This window comes from Streptomyces sp. 63XJN7_1_ISO-PGPR-S23-121 (assembly GCF_056173025.1).
This window is the reverse complement of record NZ_CM149653.1, coordinates 6,726,138-6,743,842: the sequence shown is the minus strand read 5'-3', so window position 1 is coordinate 6,743,842 and position 17,705 is coordinate 6,726,138. Positions and strand designations below refer to the sequence as shown.

The 17,705-nt window shown below is 71.5% G+C and carries 17 protein-coding genes; 9 read left to right on the top strand and 8 right to left on the bottom strand.

Going from position 1 to position 17,705, the window contains the following annotated elements:
- The first annotated feature begins 190 nt into the window (after positions 1–190).
- Genes AC0VYN_RS30195 through AC0VYN_RS30185 form a run of 3 tightly spaced genes read left to right on the top strand, consistent with a single transcriptional unit; the run spans position 191 to position 1,781 of the window.
- Positions 191–1,027, top strand: a complete 837-nt coding sequence (locus tag AC0VYN_RS30195; protein WP_475533525.1) for a helix-turn-helix domain-containing protein — start codon at positions 191–193, stop codon at positions 1,025–1,027.
- An 8-nt stretch (positions 1,028–1,035) separates the two neighbouring features.
- Positions 1,036–1,209 (top strand): DUF397 domain-containing protein, encoded by a 174-nt coding sequence (locus tag AC0VYN_RS30190; protein WP_475533524.1) that lies wholly within the window; start codon positions 1,036–1,038, stop codon positions 1,207–1,209.
- Entirely contained in the window at positions 1,206–1,781 is a 576-nt protein-coding gene (locus tag AC0VYN_RS30185) for a hypothetical protein (RefSeq protein WP_475533523.1), read from the top strand. Before AC0VYN_RS30190 ends, AC0VYN_RS30185 begins: the two co-directional genes overlap by 4 nt.
- Before the next feature lie 12 nt (positions 1,782–1,793).
- Here the strand turns inward: AC0VYN_RS30185 and AC0VYN_RS30180 are convergent, their stop codons facing one another.
- On the bottom strand, positions 1,794–2,378 hold the full coding sequence (locus tag AC0VYN_RS30180) for a Uma2 family endonuclease (protein WP_475533522.1): 585 nt from the start codon (positions 2,376–2,378) through the stop codon (positions 1,794–1,796).
- A 68-nt stretch (positions 2,379–2,446) separates the two neighbouring features.
- Between AC0VYN_RS30180 and recD2 the strand changes: the two genes are divergently transcribed.
- Together recD2 and AC0VYN_RS30170 are read left to right on the top strand one after the other, a co-directional pair.
- Complete coding sequence (gene recD2 / locus AC0VYN_RS30175; protein ID WP_475533521.1) at positions 2,447–4,705, top strand: SF1B family DNA helicase RecD2; 2,259 nt, start codon at positions 2,447–2,449, stop codon at positions 4,703–4,705.
- A gap of 242 nt (positions 4,706–4,947) precedes the next feature.
- Positions 4,948–6,246 (top strand): citrate synthase, encoded by a 1,299-nt coding sequence (locus AC0VYN_RS30170; RefSeq protein ID WP_475533520.1) that lies wholly within the window; start codon positions 4,948–4,950, stop codon positions 6,244–6,246.
- 805 nt (positions 6,247–7,051) lie between these two features.
- Here AC0VYN_RS30170 and AC0VYN_RS30165 read toward each other — a convergent pair.
- Together AC0VYN_RS30165 and AC0VYN_RS30160 are read right to left on the bottom strand one after the other, a co-directional pair.
- A complete protein-coding gene (locus AC0VYN_RS30165) occupies positions 7,052–7,189 on the bottom strand; it encodes a hypothetical protein (protein ID WP_475533519.1) in 138 nt (45 codons plus the stop codon).
- A gap of 64 nt (positions 7,190–7,253) precedes the next feature.
- Positions 7,254–8,288 carry a LysR family transcriptional regulator gene (locus tag AC0VYN_RS30160; RefSeq protein WP_475533518.1) on the bottom strand — a complete coding sequence of 345 codons (1,035 nt, stop codon included), beginning with the start codon at positions 8,286–8,288 and terminating at the stop codon, positions 7,254–7,256.
- Positions 8,289–8,427: 139 nt separating this feature from the next.
- On the opposite strand from AC0VYN_RS30160, the gene AC0VYN_RS30155 reads away from it, so the two are divergent.
- Positions 8,428–9,267 (top strand): SDR family oxidoreductase, encoded by an 840-nt coding sequence (locus tag AC0VYN_RS30155; protein WP_475533517.1) that lies wholly within the window; start codon positions 8,428–8,430, stop codon positions 9,265–9,267.
- Entirely contained in the window at positions 9,264–9,830 is a 567-nt protein-coding gene (locus AC0VYN_RS30150; RefSeq protein ID WP_475533516.1) for an anthrone oxygenase family protein, read from the top strand. Before AC0VYN_RS30155 ends, AC0VYN_RS30150 begins: the two co-directional genes overlap by 4 nt.
- Here the strand turns inward: AC0VYN_RS30150 and AC0VYN_RS30145 are convergent.
- A complete protein-coding gene (locus tag AC0VYN_RS30145; RefSeq protein WP_475533515.1) occupies positions 9,796–12,054 on the bottom strand; it encodes a heavy metal translocating P-type ATPase in 2,259 nt (752 codons plus the stop codon). The two genes, AC0VYN_RS30150 and AC0VYN_RS30145, sit on opposite strands and share 35 nt — an antisense overlap.
- 106 nt (positions 12,055–12,160) lie before the next feature.
- Entirely contained in the window at positions 12,161–12,400 is a 240-nt protein-coding gene (locus tag AC0VYN_RS30140) for a heavy-metal-associated domain-containing protein (RefSeq protein ID WP_475533514.1), read from the bottom strand.
- Between the two features lie 176 nt (positions 12,401–12,576).
- Here AC0VYN_RS30140 and AC0VYN_RS30135 point away from each other — a divergent pair, with 176 nt between their 5' ends.
- Entirely contained in the window at positions 12,577–13,614 is a 1,038-nt protein-coding gene (locus AC0VYN_RS30135) for a zinc-dependent alcohol dehydrogenase family protein (RefSeq protein ID WP_475533513.1), read from the top strand.
- On the opposite strand, the gene AC0VYN_RS30130 is transcribed toward AC0VYN_RS30135, so the two are convergent.
- The gene (locus AC0VYN_RS30130; RefSeq protein WP_475533512.1) at positions 13,601–14,185 is read right to left on the bottom strand and encodes a GNAT family N-acetyltransferase; all 585 of its coding nucleotides are present in this window, start codon (positions 14,183–14,185) and stop codon (positions 13,601–13,603) included. The two genes, AC0VYN_RS30135 and AC0VYN_RS30130, sit on opposite strands and share 14 nt — an antisense overlap.
- A gap of 51 nt (positions 14,186–14,236) precedes the next feature.
- Entirely contained in the window at positions 14,237–14,428 is a 192-nt protein-coding gene (locus tag AC0VYN_RS30125; RefSeq protein WP_077801771.1) for a helix-turn-helix transcriptional regulator, read from the bottom strand.
- Between the two features lie 735 nt (positions 14,429–15,163).
- Here AC0VYN_RS30125 and mmsA point away from each other — a divergent pair.
- Positions 15,164–16,666 carry a CoA-acylating methylmalonate-semialdehyde dehydrogenase gene (mmsA, locus tag AC0VYN_RS30120; RefSeq protein ID WP_475533511.1) on the top strand — a complete coding sequence of 501 codons (1,503 nt, stop codon included), beginning with the start codon at positions 15,164–15,166 and terminating at the stop codon, positions 16,664–16,666.
- A gap of 78 nt (positions 16,667–16,744) precedes the next feature.
- Here mmsA and AC0VYN_RS30115 read toward each other — a convergent pair whose 3' ends face one another.
- Positions 16,745–17,602 carry an SCO4651 family lipoprotein gene (locus AC0VYN_RS30115; protein ID WP_475533510.1) on the bottom strand — a complete coding sequence of 286 codons (858 nt, stop codon included), beginning with the start codon at positions 17,600–17,602 and terminating at the stop codon, positions 16,745–16,747.
- Positions 17,603–17,705: the final 103 nt, after the last annotated feature.

Sequence of the window (17,705 nt, the reverse complement as noted above, 5' to 3'; positions counted from 1 at the left end):
TGAGCGGGACCGGTGTCATTGCCGCAGCCGTCGAGGCAGGACGGGGCGGTGCGCTTCCGGTGGCCCGATGCCGCACGGTGTGCGTCGCGTCACTGACGGTAGACCTTAAAGTTTCGGCGTCGCAAGCCGGTCCCGTAATCTGGCCCCGAACGGGTCGCGTCGTCAGGCGCGTTGGACCGAGGAGCCGTCAATGCCCACGAGACGCGAACCGACAGCGCGGCAGCTGCGTCTGGCGGTGGAACTGCGCAGACTCCGTGAGGCGGCGGGCCTCACCGCTCGGCAGGCTGCGGCGATGCTCGGCGTGAGCAACGTTCAGATCAGCCAGATCGAGGCGGGGGTGTCGGGTGTGAGTGAGGAGCGGCTCCGGCGACTGGCCTCTCACTACGCCTGTACCGACGAAAGCTTTGTTGCCGCGCTGGTCACCGTGGCCACCGATCGAACGCGTGGTTGGTGGGAGGAGTACCGAGGGCTTCTGCCGACTTCCTTCCTGGACCTCGCCGAACTGGATCACCACGCGACGTTCCTGCGAGAGGTGGCGATCCTGTACGTACCGGGTCTGCTGCAGACGGAAGAGTACGCCCGCGCGGTCTTCTCCGCCCGAGTCCCCGAACTCACGCAGGAGGAACTCGAACTGCGTGTCAGTCACCGAATGAGGCGTCAGCAGATCACGCTCCCGTACGAGGTGGTGATCCACGAAGCGGCACTGCGTATCAGGGTCAGCGACCGCACTGCTGCCCGGGCCCAACTCGCCAAGCTTTTGGAGGCTTCGGAAGCGGACAATGTCACCGTGCGTGTCATCCCCTTCGATCTGGACGGTTTCGCCAGGGCAGCCAGCTCCATGACCTACGTGGGTGGCCCTGTCCCCGGACTGGACACGGTGGTGCGCGACGTACCTCATGGCTCTGCCTTCATCGATTCCGAGGCACAGCTCAGCGCCTTTCGAACGCGCTTCCGTAAAGTGGAGGACGTCGCACTCGACCCCGAACGGTCGCGTGACTTCATCAGCAGACTGGCGAAGGAGCTGTGAGGCACTCCATGGACATATGGCGCAAGTCTTCCTACTCGGGACCCGACGACGGAAACAACTGCGTCGAGATCGCGACTCGCGCCCAGGAGGTCGCCGTCCGCGACAGCAAGGACCCGGCCCGCGCCATCCTCACCTTCCCCGCGGAGGCCTTCGCGCCCTTCATCGAGGCGTTGAAAGCGTGAGCCAGACCGCCGCCCTGCGCCTGCGTCAGGCGATCGCCCGGACCGAGGAGATGACGCGAGAGCGGACGCCCACCGGGCACCGCCCCGAGGACGCCGACGACGCCCTGGGCACCTTCGCCACGGACGGGGCCCTCGGCTTCGATCCCTTCCCCTTCCTCCGGGCGCTCCACGAGGCCGGCTCGCGAGCGGTGGTCGTAGGACAGGTCGCCGGCATCATGCACGGCTCCACCGAACTGACCGGTGACCTCGACCTCCTCTGGGACGGCACCCCTCACGAGGCGGACGCCCTGCGGGACGCGCTCGCCCGGTGCGGCTGCGCCGAACTGCCCGATCTCACCCGCGAGCAGGTGGGGTACGGGGTCACGGGTGCCGACGGAGACCTGTGCACCCCTGCTCTCCCCTGGGGCGACATGGACGTCACGACCTGCCTCACCCGGGCCGAGACCACTTATGACCCGGCGGGCTTCGCCATCCGTTACGCCGCACTCGAGGATCTGATCCGCATGCGGCGAGCCCTCGGCCGGCCGAAGGACCACCGCCGAGCCGACGAACTCGTACGGCTACGGTCCTGACCCGGCCGACCTTCAGCCGTCCCTGCCGTACCGGCGGAACTCCGACGTTCGCACCGTCCACGGCCCGAACGGCACCGAGTCGCCGAAGATGTACGGCTCCTTACGGCTGTAACGGCCCTTGCAGGGGTCGGAGTGCACCTGGATCGTGCCGGTGCGCGGGTCGACGATCATGTAGTGCGGGATGCCCATGGCCGGATAGTCGGCCAGCTTCTCGTCGTAGTCGTAGTCGTAGTCGTTGCCCGGGTTGGACGGCGAGACGATCTCGATCGCGGCCAGGACCTGCGTCGCGTCGACAGCGAGGCCTTCCTCGTCGAGAGCGGCCTCGGGGATGACGACGGCGTCGGGGCGACGCATACGGCCGATCGCCGGGTGCTCGATCTCCGGACCGTTCTCACACACGTAGCCCGGGTGAGTGGTGGGGAGCTGCTCATTGAGCTGGTTGCGGATGCGGCGGACCGCTCCCTCGTGCCGCTTCGATGGGCACATCATCGCCAGTACCGGACCGGACGGCCCGATCTCGACACTCCAGGCGCCTTCGAGCTGCTCCGCGTAAGCCCCGAGGTCCTGGGCGATGGCGCGCATCCTGGCGTAGTCCATGCCCCGAGAATACCGAGCAGACCCGGTCCGGGGCGTCCCCTGTCACACCTCACCGATACCGTCGGACCATGGCCACCCAGTCCACGGGCGACGTCCCCGGCGAACGCCGGCTCGCCGTACTCGAAGGCGTCCTCGAGCGCATCACGTACGCCAACGAGGAGAACGGTTACACGGTCGCCCGCGTCGACACAGGCAGGGGCGCCGGGGACCTGCTGACCGTCGTCGGCGCGCTGCTCGGCGCCCAGGCCGGGGAGTCGCTGCGGATGGAGGGCCGCTGGGGGTCCCACCCCCAGTACGGCAAGCAGTTCCACGTCGAGAACTACACGACCGTGCTCCCGGCCACCGTCCAGGGCATCCGGCGCTACCTCGGCTCCGGCCTCGTCAAGGGCATCGGCCCGGTCTTCGCCGACCGCATCACCCAGCACTTCGGCACCGACACCCTCACGGTCATCGAGGAGGAGCCCAAGCGGCTCATCGAGGTCCCCGGCCTCGGTCCCAAGCGGACGAAGAAGATCGCCGACGCCTGGGAGGAGCAGAAGGCGATCAAGGAGGTCATGCTCTTCCTCCAGACCGTCGAGGTGTCCACCTCCATCGCCGTCCGCATCTACAAGAAGTACGGCGACGCCTCGATCTCCGTCGTGAAGAACCAGCCGTACCGCCTCGCCGCCGACGTCTGGGGCATCGGCTTCCTCACCGCCGACAAGATCGCCCAGTCCGTCGGCATCCCGCACGACAGCCCCGACCGCGTGAAGGCCGGACTGCAGTACGCCCTGTCGCAGGCCACCGACCAGGGGCACTGCTACCTCCCGGAGGAGAAGCTGATCGCCGACGCCGTCAAGCTGCTCCAGGTGGACACCGGGCTGGTCATCGAGTGCCTCGCCGAGCTCGCCGCCGAGCCGGAGGAGGACGGCGAGGACCCGGGCGTCGTCCGGGAGAAGGTGCCCGACCCGGAGGGCGGCGACCCCGTCACCGCGGTGTACCTGGTCCCCTTCCACCGTGCCGAGCTGGCCCTCTCCGCCCAGCTGCTCCGTCTGCTGCGCACCGGCGAGGACAGGATGCCGGGCTTCCGGGACGTCGCCTGGGACAAGGCGCTCGGCTGGCTGAAGGGGCGCACGGGCACGGACCTCGCCCCCGAGCAGGAGGCCGCCGTCAAGCTGGCGCTGACGCGGAAGGTCGCCGTCCTCACCGGCGGACCCGGCTGCGGCAAGTCCTTCACGGTCCGGTCGATCGTGGAGCTGGCCCGCGCCAGGAAGGCCAAGGTCGTCCTCGCCGCCCCCACCGGCCGCGCCGCCAAGCGGCTCGCCGAGCTGACCGGCGCCGAGGCCTCCACCGTTCACCGCCTGCTGGAGCTCAAGCCCGGCGGTGACGCCGCCTACGACCGGGACCGGCCCCTGGACGCCGACCTCGTCGTGGTCGACGAGGCGTCCATGCTGGACCTGCTCCTCGCCAACAAGCTCGCCAAGGCGGTGCCCCCCGGCGCCCACCTCCTCTTCGTCGGCGACGTCGACCAGCTGCCCAGCGTCGGCGCGGGGGAGGTGCTCCGTGACCTGCTGGCCGAGGGCAGCCCCGTCCCGGCCGTCCGCCTCACCCGCGTCTTCCGCCAGGCCCAGCAGTCCGGCGTGGTGACCAACGCGCACCGGATCAACGCCGGGCAGCACCCCGTCACCGACGGCATGAAGGACTTCTTCCTCTTCGTCGAGGACGACACCGAGGAGGCCGGCCGGCTCACGGTCGACGTGGCCGCCCGACGCATCCCGGCGAAGTTCGGCCTCGACCCTCGACGTGACGTGCAGGTCCTCGCCCCCATGCACCGAGGGCCGGCCGGCGCGGGCACGCTGAACGGGCTGCTCCAGCAGGCCATCACCCCCGCCCGCCCCGACCTCGCCGAGAAGCGGTTCGGCGGCCGGGTCTTCCGCGTCGGCGACAAGGTCACCCAGATCCGCAACAATTACGACAAGGGCGAGAACGGCGTCTTCAACGGCACCGTGGGCGTGGTCACCTCGCTCGACCCGGTGGACCAGCGCCTCACCGTCCTGACGGACGAGGACGAGGAGGTTCCGTACGAGTTCGACGAGCTGGACGAACTGGCCCACGCCTACGCGGTGACCATCCACCGCTCCCAGGGCAGCGAGTACCCGGCGGTGGTGATCCCCGTGACCACCGGTGCCTGGATGATGCTCCAGCGGAACCTGCTGTACACGGCGGTCACCCGGGCCAAGAAGCTGGTCGTCCTCGTCGGCTCGCGCCGGGCGATCGGGCAGGCGGTGCGCACGGTCTCCGCCGGACGGCGCTGCACGGCGCTCGACTTCCGGCTCACGGGCTCCTGACCCGCAAGCTCCACGCCCCCGCGGCCCTCCGCCCGGAAAAAATGATCGATCAAACGAGTCGCAAAGGTCACAGAGCACTTCCGCAACCACGGGAGAGCGGGCAGGATGGGCAAGTTGACGGCACTCAGTGCCGCCGATAGGCCCGATGGTCGACCCCGAGTGCACTCTCCTGAGCCAAGTGGGGGATGGTAGAGACAGTCAGGGCACCTCGAAGATGAGGCACTACGTCGGTGAGGGAAGACGTGAGCGAGCACACCAACAACTCGGTAGTACTGCGGTACGGCGACGGCGAGTACACCTACCCGGTGATCGACAGCACCGTCGGTGACAAGGGCTTCGACATCGGGAAGCTCCGCGCCCAGACCGGTCTGGTGACACTGGACAGCGGCTACGGCAACACCGCCGCCTACAAATCCGCCATTACGTACCTGGACGGCGAGGCGGGCATCCTCCGGTACCGCGGCTATCCGATCGAGCAGCTGGCGGAGCGCTCCTCCTTCGTGGAGGTCGCCTACCTGCTGATCAACGGCGAGCTGCCCACCGTCGACGAGCTGTCCGCGTTCAAGGACGAGATCACGCAGCACACCCTGCTGCACGAGGACGTCAAGAACTTCTACAAGGGCTTCCCGCGCGACGCCCACCCGATGGCCATGCTGTCGTCGGTCGTCTCGGCGCTGTCGACGTTCTACCAGGACAGCCACAACCCGTTCGACGAGCGTCAGCGCAACCTCTCCACGATCCGGCTGCTCGCCAAGCTCCCGACGATCGCGGCCTACGCGTACAAGAAGTCGATCGGCCACCCGTTCGTCTACCCGCGCAACGACCTCGGCTACGTCGAGAACTTCCTGCGCATGACGTTCTCCGTCCCGGCGCAGGAGTACGAGCCCGACCCGACGGTCGTCGCCGCCCTGGACAAGCTGCTCATCCTGCACGCGGACCACGAGCAGAACTGTTCGACCTCCACGGTCCGCCTGGTCGGCTCCTCGCAGGCGAACATGTTCGCCTCGATCTCCGCCGGCATCAACGCCCTGTGGGGCCCGCTGCACGGCGGCGCCAACCAGTCGGTGCTGGAGATGCTCGAGGGCATCCGCGACTCCGGCGGCGACGTCGACTCCTTCATCCGCAAGGTGAAGAACAAGGAGGACGGCGTCCGCCTGATGGGCTTCGGCCACCGGGTCTACAAGAACTTCGACCCGCGCGCCAAAATCATCAAGGCCGCCGCGCACGACGTCCTCTCCGCCCTCGGCAAGTCCGACGAGCTGCTGGACATCGCCCTGAAGCTGGAGGAGCACGCGCTCTCCGACGACTACTTCGTCTCGCGCAGCCTCTACCCGAACGTCGACTTCTACACCGGCCTCATCTACCGGGCCATGGGCTTCCCGACCGAGATGTTCACGGTCCTGTTCGCGCTCGGCCGGCTGCCGGGCTGGATCGCCCAGTGGCACGAGATGATCAAGGAGCCGGGTTCCCGCATCGGCCGCCCGCGCCAGATCTACACGGGCGTCGTCGAGCGCGACTTCGTCCCGGTCGAGGAGCGCTGACACCTGCCGGTGCGGGTGCGGTGCGTTTGAGAGTGCGTCGCTGAGGGGTGTGGGCGACTGCGGGTCGGCTGTGGCTGGTCGCGCGGTTCCCCGCGCCCCTTCGGGCGCTTGCAGTCCCCCGCGTTCTGCGGGCGCGTGCGGCAGCCGCATAAGAAGAAGGCGCCCCGGCGCCGGTCCCCCCACGGGCCGACGACCAGGGCGCCTTCCCATGTCCCGGAGCGGATTCCCCCCACGGGATCCGGCCGGGCGTCTGTGAGGACAGCGCCTGAATCGCTGTGCCGGGCACGATGGGCGGAACCCGTCGTGCCCCTGCGAACTACTGCCTACTGCTGTTTGCTGCTCACGTGCCGGCTGCCTGCGGTCTGCCGGGACAGCGCACGCCCGGGAGGGCCGCTCAAAGCTTCCCGGTGTACGTGTCCCGGCAACGCATCTCTGGGAAAGTCCCCCAAGACATCCCCAGATGCCAGGTGGCGCCCCCCAAGACGCTGCCTGACATCGCCAACTTAGACCCTCGAACCCCTTCGATGGTTACGTTCGCGTCACTGTGATCTGCGTCTCTTGCATATGTCCCTTAGCTGCGCAAGAGCCCTGATACGTCGAGCGAGACTCCAGCGTAAGGAAGATGCGCGAGCCTTGTGAAGAGCTTATGTGAGGTGCGTGCCGGACTCCAGAGGCTCAGGCCGTCGACCCGCGTGAAATGTGGACCCGCGTCACAGCGCGGCGGCGCGCCCGCGCACCAGGAGGTCCTGCGTCCCCAGGCCGATCGCCAGGTACGCGTACAGCGATGCGGTCCCCAGTAGCGCGGTCAGGGGGTGGTGCCGGTCGGCCGAGGCGATGCCGAACCGGTACGCCGCACGGGGCGAGGGCGCAGCTGCTGCCGCACCACCAGACCCACGATCGCCACCGCCAGGACGAGGGCAGGCGTGCCGTCGGTGTTCCGCATGTCGGCTCCCCCTTGCCGTACCGCTGTCCGCGGCAGTCGCCGCATTGATCATTACGCGGCGAGGTCATGGCGCCGTGGCTGCCGGACGGTGGCCGGCGCCTCTGCCCGATCCCGTCGCGGTCAGCGGATCGGGGTGCGCCGCCACGTAGTCGCGGGCCGCCTCGGAGAAGGCGCGGACGCGGCTGTTGTCCGCCGCGGAGAGCCAGATCAGGCGCCACTCGTACGCCGGGGCGCCCTTGATCGGTACGAACGTGATGTCGGGGCGGGCGTCGTACACGCTCGCGTGGGTCGGGACGGGATAGACGCCGTGGCCGGCGCCGATCAGCGCGCACATCTCCTGGATGCTGCCGAACTCCGTGCTCCGCCCGGGGCCCCGGCCCCCCGGCGCCCTGCCGAGGCCGGACGGCGTATCCCACCTCCCCGCGGCGAACAACCGCTCCGCACCCTCGGGAGCGGCCCACCGGTCCGCCTGCCCGGGGAGGGACCCCTCGGAGGCCCGCGGCCGCAGCACCTCGTACTCCGCCAGCTCCGCCACGTCCACCGCCTCCCGCCGCGCCAGCGGATGCCGTACCGAGACGGCGAGCACCGGCGGCTCCCGGAACAGCAGCGGACCCGCGACGTGGCCCGGTGGGAGCGTGGACGGCGGTGTGGCGAAGTTGTCGATGAGCAGGACGTCGATCACGTCGTCGCGCAGCGGCGCCGTCCCGTCGATGAAACGGCTCTCGTGCAGCCGTACCTCGCAGCCCGGATGCCGGGTCCGCAGCAGCTCCGCCGCGCGCATCACGAACTCCGCGGTCGCCGTCCCCAGGAACCCCACCCGCAACACGCCGTCCACGCCCCGGCCCGAGGCCACCGCCCGCGCGAAGGCGTCGAGGATCCCCTGGTGCGCGGGCTTCAGATCCTCGAAGAGACGCCGCCCGATCGCGGTGAAGGCCACCCGCCTGCTGGTCCGCTCGAAGAGAGCCGCACCGACCGACCGTTCCAGCTTCTGGACCGTCTTGCTCACCATGGCCACCGAGATGTGCAGCCGCTCCGCGCTGCGCCCGAAGTGCAGCTCCTCGCCCACCGTCAGGAAGATCTCGATCTCACGTCGTTCCACGGCTCCCCCTACCGTCAACCACTGGTCAACGATCCTTGCAGGATCGGCAGTTGATGGCGACCCTCGGGTGAAACAGGCTGGGAGCACACCGCAGGAAGCGGTCACCGCAGCGTCGTACACGAAAGCCGAGGCGATCACCATGACGTCACCCGCGCTCACCCTGGTCCTGGGCGGAACGGGGAAGACCGGACGCCGGGTCGTGCACCGGTTGACCGGACGCGGCCACGCGGTCCGGATCGGCTCCCGTTCCGGCGGCATCCCCTTCGACTGGAACGACCCCACGACGTGGCGGCCCGCCCTGGCCGGCGTGGACGCCGTCTACGTCTCCTACCAGCCGGACCTGGCCGTGCCCGGCGCCCCCGAGGCGATCGGCGCCTTCGCCGATCTCGCGGTACGGACCGGAGCACGCCGTCTGGTGCTGCTCTCCGGGCGCGGCGAGCCCGAGGCCGAGGCCTGCGAGAAGGCGCTGGCGGCTTCGGGCGCCGAGTGGACGGTCCTGCGTGCCTCGTTCTTCGCCCAGAACTTCAGCGAGGGCGACTTCCTCGGCCCCCTCCTCGACGGGGAGCTGGCGCTGCCCGTCGGGGACGTCCAGGAGCCGTTCGTCGACGCCGACGACATCGCCGAGGTCGCCGCCACCGTCCTGGCCGAGGGCGGGCACACCGGCCGCACCTACGACCTGACCGGCCCCCGGCTGCTCACCTTCGCGCGGGCCACGGCCGCGATCGCGGCGGCGGCCGGCCGCGAGATCGGCTACGTCACGGTCCCCGCGGACGCCTACGCCGCCGCACTCGCCGCGCACGGCGTCCCCGCCGACGTCACCGCCCTGCTGACCTACCTGTTCACGCACGTCCTCGACGGCCGCAACGCCCACCTCGGCGACGGCGTCCGGCAGGTCCTCGGCCGCCCGGCCCGCGACTTAACCGACCACGTAACCGAGGCCGCGGCCGCCGGCGTCTGGGCTCCGGAGGCCGCCTTGTGAGAACCACCCAGACCGGCACCCTCCTGGCCGCCGTCGTCGCCTCCGGCCTGATGGCGGGGCTCTTCGCCGCCTTCGCCTACGCCGTGATGCCGGGGCTGCGCGGCACCTCCGACCACACGCTCGTGGAGACGATGCAGGGCATCAACAAGGCGATCCTCAACCCTGTGTTCATGCTTCCGTTCGTGGGGTCGATCCCACTGATCGCCCTGGCCGCGTTCCTCGCCTGGCGCGGCCACGGGCGGCCGGCCCTGCCCTGGCTCGTCGCCGCGCTCGTGCTCTACCTGGTCGCGTTCGCGGTGACCGGCGCGGTCAACGTCCCGCTCAACGACGAGCTGGAACGGGCCGGCGTCCCGGACTCCATCGGCGACCTGGCCGCCGTCCGGGAACGGTTCGAGGCGGCCTGGGTCACCTGGAACATCGTGCGCGCGCTGCTGCACACGGCGGCCTTCGCCTGCCTGGCCTGGGCCCTGGTCCTGTACGGCGCGGACCGGTCCTCCACCGACCGGGCGGGAGCGTCCGCCTCGCGGGTCAGCGGAACGTGCGCAGCCGGAGACTGTTGGTGACGACGAACACCGAGGAGAACGCCATCGCCGCGCCCGCGATCATCGGGTTCAGCAGCCCCGCGGCGGCCAGCGGCAGCGCGGCCACGTTGTAGCCGAAGGCCCACACGAGATTGCCCTTGATCGTCGTCAGGGTCCGCCGGGACAGCCGGATCGCGTCCGCCGCCACCCGCAGGTCCCCGCGCACCAGCGTCAGGTCGCCCGCCTCGATCGCCGCGTCCGTCCCCGTGCCCATCGCCAGACCCAGATCGGCGACGGCGAGCGCGGCGGCGTCGTTGACGCCGTCCCCGACCATGGCGACCGTGCGGCCCTCCGCCTGCAACCGCCGGACCGCGGCGACCTTGTCCTCGGGCAGCACCTCCGCGATCACCTCGTCGATGCCGACGGACCGGGCGACCGACTCGGCGACCCGCCTGTGGTCGCCGGTCAGCAGCACCGGCGTGAGGCCCAGCCGGCGCAGCTCGGCCACCGCCTCGGCGCTGGTCTCCTTCACGGCGTCCGCGACGGCGACGACACCCCGTGCCACGCCGTCCCAGCCGACCACGACGGCCGTACGACCGTCCCTCTCGGCCTCCTCCTTGGCGCGGGCCACCCCGTCCGGCAGCTCGTCGTAGAGGCGTCCCACGGCCACCTCACGGCCCTCCACGCGGCCGCGCACGCCGCGTCCGGGGACGTTCTCGAAGTCCGTCACGTCCGGCAGCGCCCCGGTCCGCTCCTCGGCGCCCGCCGCGACCGCGCGGGCCACGGGGTGCTCGGAGGCGTGCTCGACCGCGCCCGCCAGCCGCAGCACCTGCTCCTCGTCGGTGCCCTCGGCGGCGTACACCTCGTGGAGGGTCATCCGGCCGGTGGTGACGGTGCCGGTCTTGTCCAGGACGACGGTGTCCACGCGCCGCGTGGACTCCAGCACCTCCGGCCCCTTGATCAGGATGCCGAGCTGGGCGCCGCGCCCGGTGCCGACCAGCAGCGCGGTCGGCGTGGCGAGGCCGAGCGCGCACGGGCAGGCGATGATCAGCACGGCGACGGCCGCGGTGAACGCGGCGACCGTGTCACCGGTGGCGCCCAGCCAGCCCCCGAACGTGCCGGCCGCGATCAGCAGCACGACGGGCACGAAGACACCGGAGATCCGGTCGGCGAGCCGCTGCACCTCGGCCTTGCCGCTCTGCGCGTCCTCCACCAGCCGCGCCATCCGGGCGAGCTGCGTGTCGGCGCCGATCCGGGTGGCCTCGACCACCAGCCGGCCCCCGGCGTTGACCGTGGCGCCGGTGACGGTGTCGCCGGCGGTCACGTCCACCGGCACCGACTCGCCGGTCAGCAGGGAGGCGTCCACGGCACTGGTGCCCTCGGCCACGGTGCCGTCGGTGGCGATCTTCTCGCCGGGCCGGACGACGAACCGGTCGCCGACGGCCAGCCGGGACACCGGGATCCGCACCTCCCGGCCGTCGCGCAGTACGGCCACGTCCTTGGCGCCCAGCTCCATCAGGGCCCGCAGCGCGGCGCCGGCGCGGCGTTTGGAGCGGGCCTCCAGCCAGCGTCCGAGGAGCAGGAAGGCGGTGACCCCGGCGGCGGCCTCCAGGTAGATCGCGGAGGAGCCGTCGGCGCGGGAGACGGTGAGGTCGAAGCCGTGCCGCATGCCGGGCATGCCCGCGTCCCCGAAGAACAGCGCCCACAGCGACCAGCCGAACGCGGCGAGCGTGCCGAGCGAGACCAGCGTGTCCATGGTGGCCGCGCCGTGCCGCAGGTTGGTCCAGGCGGCGCGGTGGAAGGGCAGCCCGCCCCAGACGACGACGGGGGCGGCCAGGGTGAGCGAGAGCCACTGCCAGTTGTCGAACTGGAGCGCCGGGACCATCGCGAGCAGGACGACGGGGGCGGCGAGGAGCGCCGAGACCACCAGGCGCCGGCGCAGGGCCGACAGCTCGGGGTCCTCGTCCCGCCCGCCGTGCGGGGAGGCGTCGTCCCCGGCGGCGGGCTCCGGCGGCGGCGCGGGTTCCTCCGCGGTGTAGCCGGTCCGGACGACGGTGGCGACGAGGTCGGCGACGGGGGTGGCCGCCGGGTAGGTGATGCGGGCCTTCTCCGTCGCGTAGTTCACCGTGGCGGTCACGCCGTCCATGCGGTTGAGCTTCTTCTCGACGCGGGCCGCGCAGGACGCACAGGTCATCCCGCCGATGAGCAGTTCGACCTCGGCGAGGTCCGGCTCGGTGGCGGTGGGGGTGTCCGCGGTGGTGGTCATGTCCGGGCTCCAGGGGGCCGACCGGGCCGGGAGCGGCGGCCCGTGGGCCGGAGGGCGTCCCGGTCGGCGGGGCGGTGGGTGCTGCGGGGACGGGTGGCGGCGGCGCTCAGGCCCTGCCGACGAGTTCGAAGCCCGCCTCGTCCACGGCGGCGCGCACCGCCGCGTCGTCGAGCGCGGCCTCGGAGACGACGGTGACCTCGCCGGTCGCGGCGACGGCCCGCACCGAGCCGACGCCCGGGATCCCGGAGATCTCGCCGGAGACGGCGCCCTCGCAGTGTCCGCAGCTCATGCCGCTCACCTTGTAGACGGTGGTGACGGAATTCTGGGTGTCGGTCTGGGCGGTCATGTCGTACTCCTCGTCGGGCCGTGCGGGGGGTCGGGTCCCCGTGAGTGGGCGGGTACCCGCGCGTACCGTGGTCCAGCGTCGGACCACGCAACTCCCACTGTACCCCTAGGGGGTATGAATCCCGTTCGGCCTCCGTGCGGCAGCGGGATTGCCGTACACGGAAGTGAGGAGAGCGGATGCGCGCGGTCGTGTTCGAGAAGTTCGGGGAGCCCGCCGAGGTGCGGGAGGTGGACGATCCGCGGCCCGCGCCGCACGGCGTGGTGGTCCGCGTCGAGGCCACCGGGCTGTGCCGCAGCGACTGGCACGGCTGGCAGGGCCACGACCCGGACATCACCCTGCCGCACGTACCCGGCCACGAACTCGCCGGAGTCGTCGAGGCGGCCGGCGAGCGGGTGACCGGCTGGCGGCCCGGCGACCGGGTCACCGTGCCCTTCGTGTGCGCCTGCGGAAGCTGCGCCGCCTGCGCGGCCGGCGACCAGCAGGTGTGCGAACGGCAGACCCAGCCGGGCTTCACCCACTGGGGCTCCTTCGCCCGGTACGTGGCGCTCGACCACGCCGACGTCAACCTCGTCGCCGTCCCCGAGGACATGTCCTTCGCGACCGCCGCCTCCCTCGGCTGCCGGTTCGCCACCGCGTTCCGGGCCGTGGTGCAGCGGGGCCGGGTCGCGGCGGGGGAGTGGGTCGCGGTGCACGGCTGCGGCGGGGTGGGCCTGTCGGCGGTGATGATCGCCGCCGCCTCCGGCGCACGGGTGGTCGCCGTCGACGTCTCGCCCCGCGCCCTGGAGCTGGCGCGGACCTTCGGCGCGGCCGCGTGCGTGGACGCCGGCCGGACCGGGGACACGGCTGAGGCCGTACGCGACCTCACCGGAGGCGGCGCCCACCTCTCCCTCGACGCGCTCGGCTCGCCCGTCACCTGCGCGGCGTCCGTGAACGGCCTGCGCCGCCGCGGCCGCCACGTCCAGGTCGGCCTGCTGCCCTCGCCGACCGGCACCACACCGGTCCCGATGGCGCGTGCCGTCGCCCTCGAACTGGAACTGCTCGGCAGTCACGGCATGGCCGCGCACACCTACCCGCCGATGCTGGAGCTGGTCCGCGCGGGCGTGCTCCGCCCCGACCTGCTGGTGACCTCCACCATCGGGCTGGACGCCGTACCGGCCGCCCTGGAGGCGATGGGGACGGCGCCGGGCGCGGGAGTGACGGTCATCGAGCCCTGACGCCCGCCGCCCCGGGGTGCCCGCGGTGGACGGCCCACTCGTGGTCGAGGACGGCCATCAGCACCTCGTCCACCCACTCCCCGTCGCGCCACGCCGCCTCCCGGCGCACCCCCTCCACCACGAAACCGGCCTTCTCGTAGACACGCCGGGCCCGCTGGTTGGTGCCGTACACCTCGAGCTGGATCCGGTGCAGGCCGAGCCGTTCGAAGCCGTGCCCGACGATCAGCCGGGTCGCCTCGGTGCCGATGCCCCGGCCGCGCCCCCGCGGCCCGACGAGCGTGCGGAAGGTGCAGGAGCGGTGGGCGGGGTCCCACTCGTACAGCACGACCTCGCCGAGGAGCTCGCCGTCGGCGGGGTCGGTGACGGCGAGGTCGAGCCGGTCGTGCGGGGCGGCTCGCGAGCCGTACCAGGCGCGCAGCCGCTCCGGCGTGAGGGCGCTGCCCGGCGGGAAGGTGAAGCGGACGACCTCGGGATCGTTGATGATCTCCCACATGGGCTCGGCGTCGGCCTCGGTGAAGGGGCGCAGCACGGTCCTGTCGCCGGTCAGGACCGGTTTCACGGAGAAGTCCATGGACGGCACTGTGCCCCACGCGGCCGTGGGGCACAGAACGCTTTTCCCGCCCTACCGCCCCCGGTTGCGGGGCCGGGACGCCACCCAGGCCCGGACCGTGTCGGCGTACCAGTAGGGCTTTCCGCCCTCCACGTGGTCGGGCGGGGGCAGCAGACCGTGCTTGCGGTAGGACCGCACGGTGTCCGGCTGCACCCGGATGTGGGCCGCGATGTCCTTGTAGGACCAGAGCCTTCGGTCGGTCACGAACGCACCTCCCCGCGCGCACCGCGGCGGCGACCGGGGACGGCCGCCGGGGGGAGCCGGGCGCTGCGCTGGCGATCACCAAGCCTGTTCCGGGTGAACGACGCCCCGGCCCGGGTGGACCGGCCCCGTTCGCGAGTGTGACGGAAGGCCCGCGTGCTCGTGACACCCGTGACACGGACGCGGCGTTTGTGACACAAGTGCCACACAGACGTACCCCGGGGCCGGGGCGTGGAGGGTTGACTTCCGGCACGGCGGCGCCGCCCGGACCGGGCCGGCCGACCCGCCGGCCGGGGTACGTCGTCCGAATGTCCGGACAAAACATTGACAGGCTCCGTGCGCGGGGCTAGAAACCGGGGAAGACCCAAGGCCGGGTACGGAGGGGAACGCGATGGCGCCGGACCCGGGCACCAGGGCGGGACGGCGCTCCCGGCGCCGCCGCCTCCTCCCACGAAACGCCTCCGGCACGGGAAGGCCGCTTCGCCCTGGCAGGAGCGAAGGGCGAGCGACGACTCCCCGCCCGCCTCGGCCCCGCGCCGGAGGTTCCGCCGTACTGCCCCACGTGTCTACGCCGGGACCTAAACCGCATACACAGTGTCGGGCGCGCGCCGGGCGCCCCGGCTGCTGAGATGGACCCATGGCCCCGACCGCGACCCGACCGCCGCCGGCCGCGGCCCGTGAGCTGGACGAACGGCACGCTACGACCCGTCGCCGCCAACTGTGAAGGAGTTCTCGGTCATGACGAACATCGTCAACCACTGGATCGGCGGCAAGTCCGCCGAAGGCGCCTCGGGCACGTACGGGCCGGTGACGAACCCGGCGACCGGAGAGGTCACGACCAAGGTGGCCTTCGCCTCGGTGGACGAGGTGGACGCCGCGGTCGCCGCCGCCAAGGAGGCTTACCTGACCTGGGGTCAGTCCTCGCTGGCGCAGCGGACCTCCATCCTCTTCGCGTTCCGGGCGCTGCTGGACGCGCACCGCGACGAGATCGCCGCCCTGATCACCGCCGAGCACGGCAAGGTGCACTCCGACGCCCTCGGCGAGGTCGCCCGCGGCCTGGAGATCGTCGACCTGGCGTGCGGCATCAGCGTGCAGCTCAAGGGCGAACTGTCGACGCAGGTCGCCACCCGCGTCGACGTGGCCTCGATCCGCCAGCCGCTCGGAGTCGTCGCTGGCATCACGCCGTTCAACTTCCCGGCGATGGTGCCGATGTGGATGTTCCCCATCGCCATCGCCTGCGGCAACACGTTCGTGCTCAAGCCGAGCGAGAAGGACCCGTCGGCGGCCGTGCGGATCGCCGAGCTGCTCTCCGAGGCCGGACTGCCCGACGGCGTCTTCAACGTCGTGCACGGTGACAAGGTGGCCGTGGACCGACTGCTGGAGCACCCGGACGTCAAGGCGGTCTCCTTCGTCGGCTCCACCCCCATCGCCCGCTACATCCACACCACCGCCTCCGCCAACGGCAAGCGTGTCCAGGCGCTGGGCGGCGCCAAGAACCACATGCTGGTGCTGCCGGACGCCGACCTGGACGCGGCGGCGGACGCCGCGGTGAGCGCGGCCTACGGCTCGGCGGGCGAGCGCTGCATGGCGATCTCCGCGGTCGTCGCGGTCGGCGCGATCGGCGACGAGCTGGTGGAGAAGATCCGCGAGCGCGCCGAGAAGATCAAGATCGGCCCGGGCGACGACCCGGCGTCCGAGATGGGCCCCCTCATCACCAGGGCGCACCGCGACAAGGTGGCCGGCTACGTCGAGGGTGCGGCGGCCGAGGGCTGCGAGGTCGTCCTCGACGGCACCGGCCACACCGTCGACGGCCACGAGGACGGCCACTGGATCGGCATCTCCCTGCTGGACCGGGTGCCGACCACGGCGAAGGCCTACCAGGACGAGATCTTCGGCCCCGTCCTGTGCGTGCTGCGCGCCGAGACGTACGAGGAGGGCGTGGCCCTCATCAACGCCTCGCCGTTCGGCAACGGCACCGCGATCTTCACCCGGGACGGCGGCGCGGCCCGCCGCTTCCAGCTGGAGATCGAGGCCGGCATGGTCGGCGTGAACGTCCCGATCCCGGTCCCCGTCGGCTACCACTCCTTCGGCGGCTGGAAGGACTCGCTCTTCGGCGACCACCACATCTACGGCAACGACGGCACGCACTTCTACACCCGCGGCAAGGTCGTCACCACCCGCTGGCCGGACCCGTCCGACGCCCCTGCGGGCGTGGACCTGGGCTTCCCCCGCAACCACTGAGGCGAAGCCCGGACAACGCGCGGTGCCCCGTCCCACCCGTGCGGGACGGGGCACCGTCGTGCCCGTGCGCGTACCGGCTCAGCCCTGCTGCTGGGCCTTCACCTCGTCGGTCAGGTCGCCCGTCTGGTCGGCGGGCGGTGCCACGATCTCCTTGGTGGCACCGAACCTGTCGAAGTCCATGGTGACGGTCATGGCGCCGAACTTCTGCTTCAGGCGCACCGGCAGGTCCTTGTCGCCCACCCAGATGTCCATGGTGATCGAGCCGCTGCCCGCGCCGGAGTTGAGCAGGCTGTCCTCGCCGCCGATGGCCTCCTGGAACTTGCCCAGGTCCTTCTCGTCGAGGACGGCACGGTAGTGGGTGGTGGACTTGCCGTTGACGTTCTCCGTGCCGAGGTCGTCGACGTCGCTCGCGTACTTGAGGCCCTTCATGGAGTCCGCCGGGCTGCCGCCCCCGCCGCCCCCGTTGAACGCGGCGGCACCCGACTCGCCGAAGACGGCCGACCCGTCGATCTTCATCCACTCCTTGCCCGCGAGCGGGCCGGCGGGCTGCGGGTCGATGTCGTAGTAGTACGCGCCGTCCACGAACAGCGTGCGCACCGTCGGGGAGTCCGTGAGCGACTGCATCTGCGCGGCCTCGGTGTCCATCTCGACGTCGAGCGCGTAGCCGTCGCCCCAGGAGTACGTGCCGTCCATGGCGACGGGCTTGCCCGTGCCGAGGTCGGTCGTCGTCCTGACCTCCGCGGAGCCCAGCTCCTCGGTGCGGTCGGTGGCCCGGGTGAGGGCCGCCATGATCGTGTCCGCCTTGTCCACGGCCTTCGTCGCCGCCTTGTCCGCGGTCTCGGCGGCGGACTTGGCGCCCTCCGAACCGCACGCCGACGTCGCCACGATCGTCGCCGCCGTCAGCCCCACCCAGGCCGCCGCGTACTTGAGCTTCATGAGTTCCCACCCGTTGCCGTGATCCTGTGATTCACCTGTGCGGAGGACTCTACCGGCCACCGCCGACAGCGTCCGGATACCGGAAGGCCGCACGTTTTTTCAC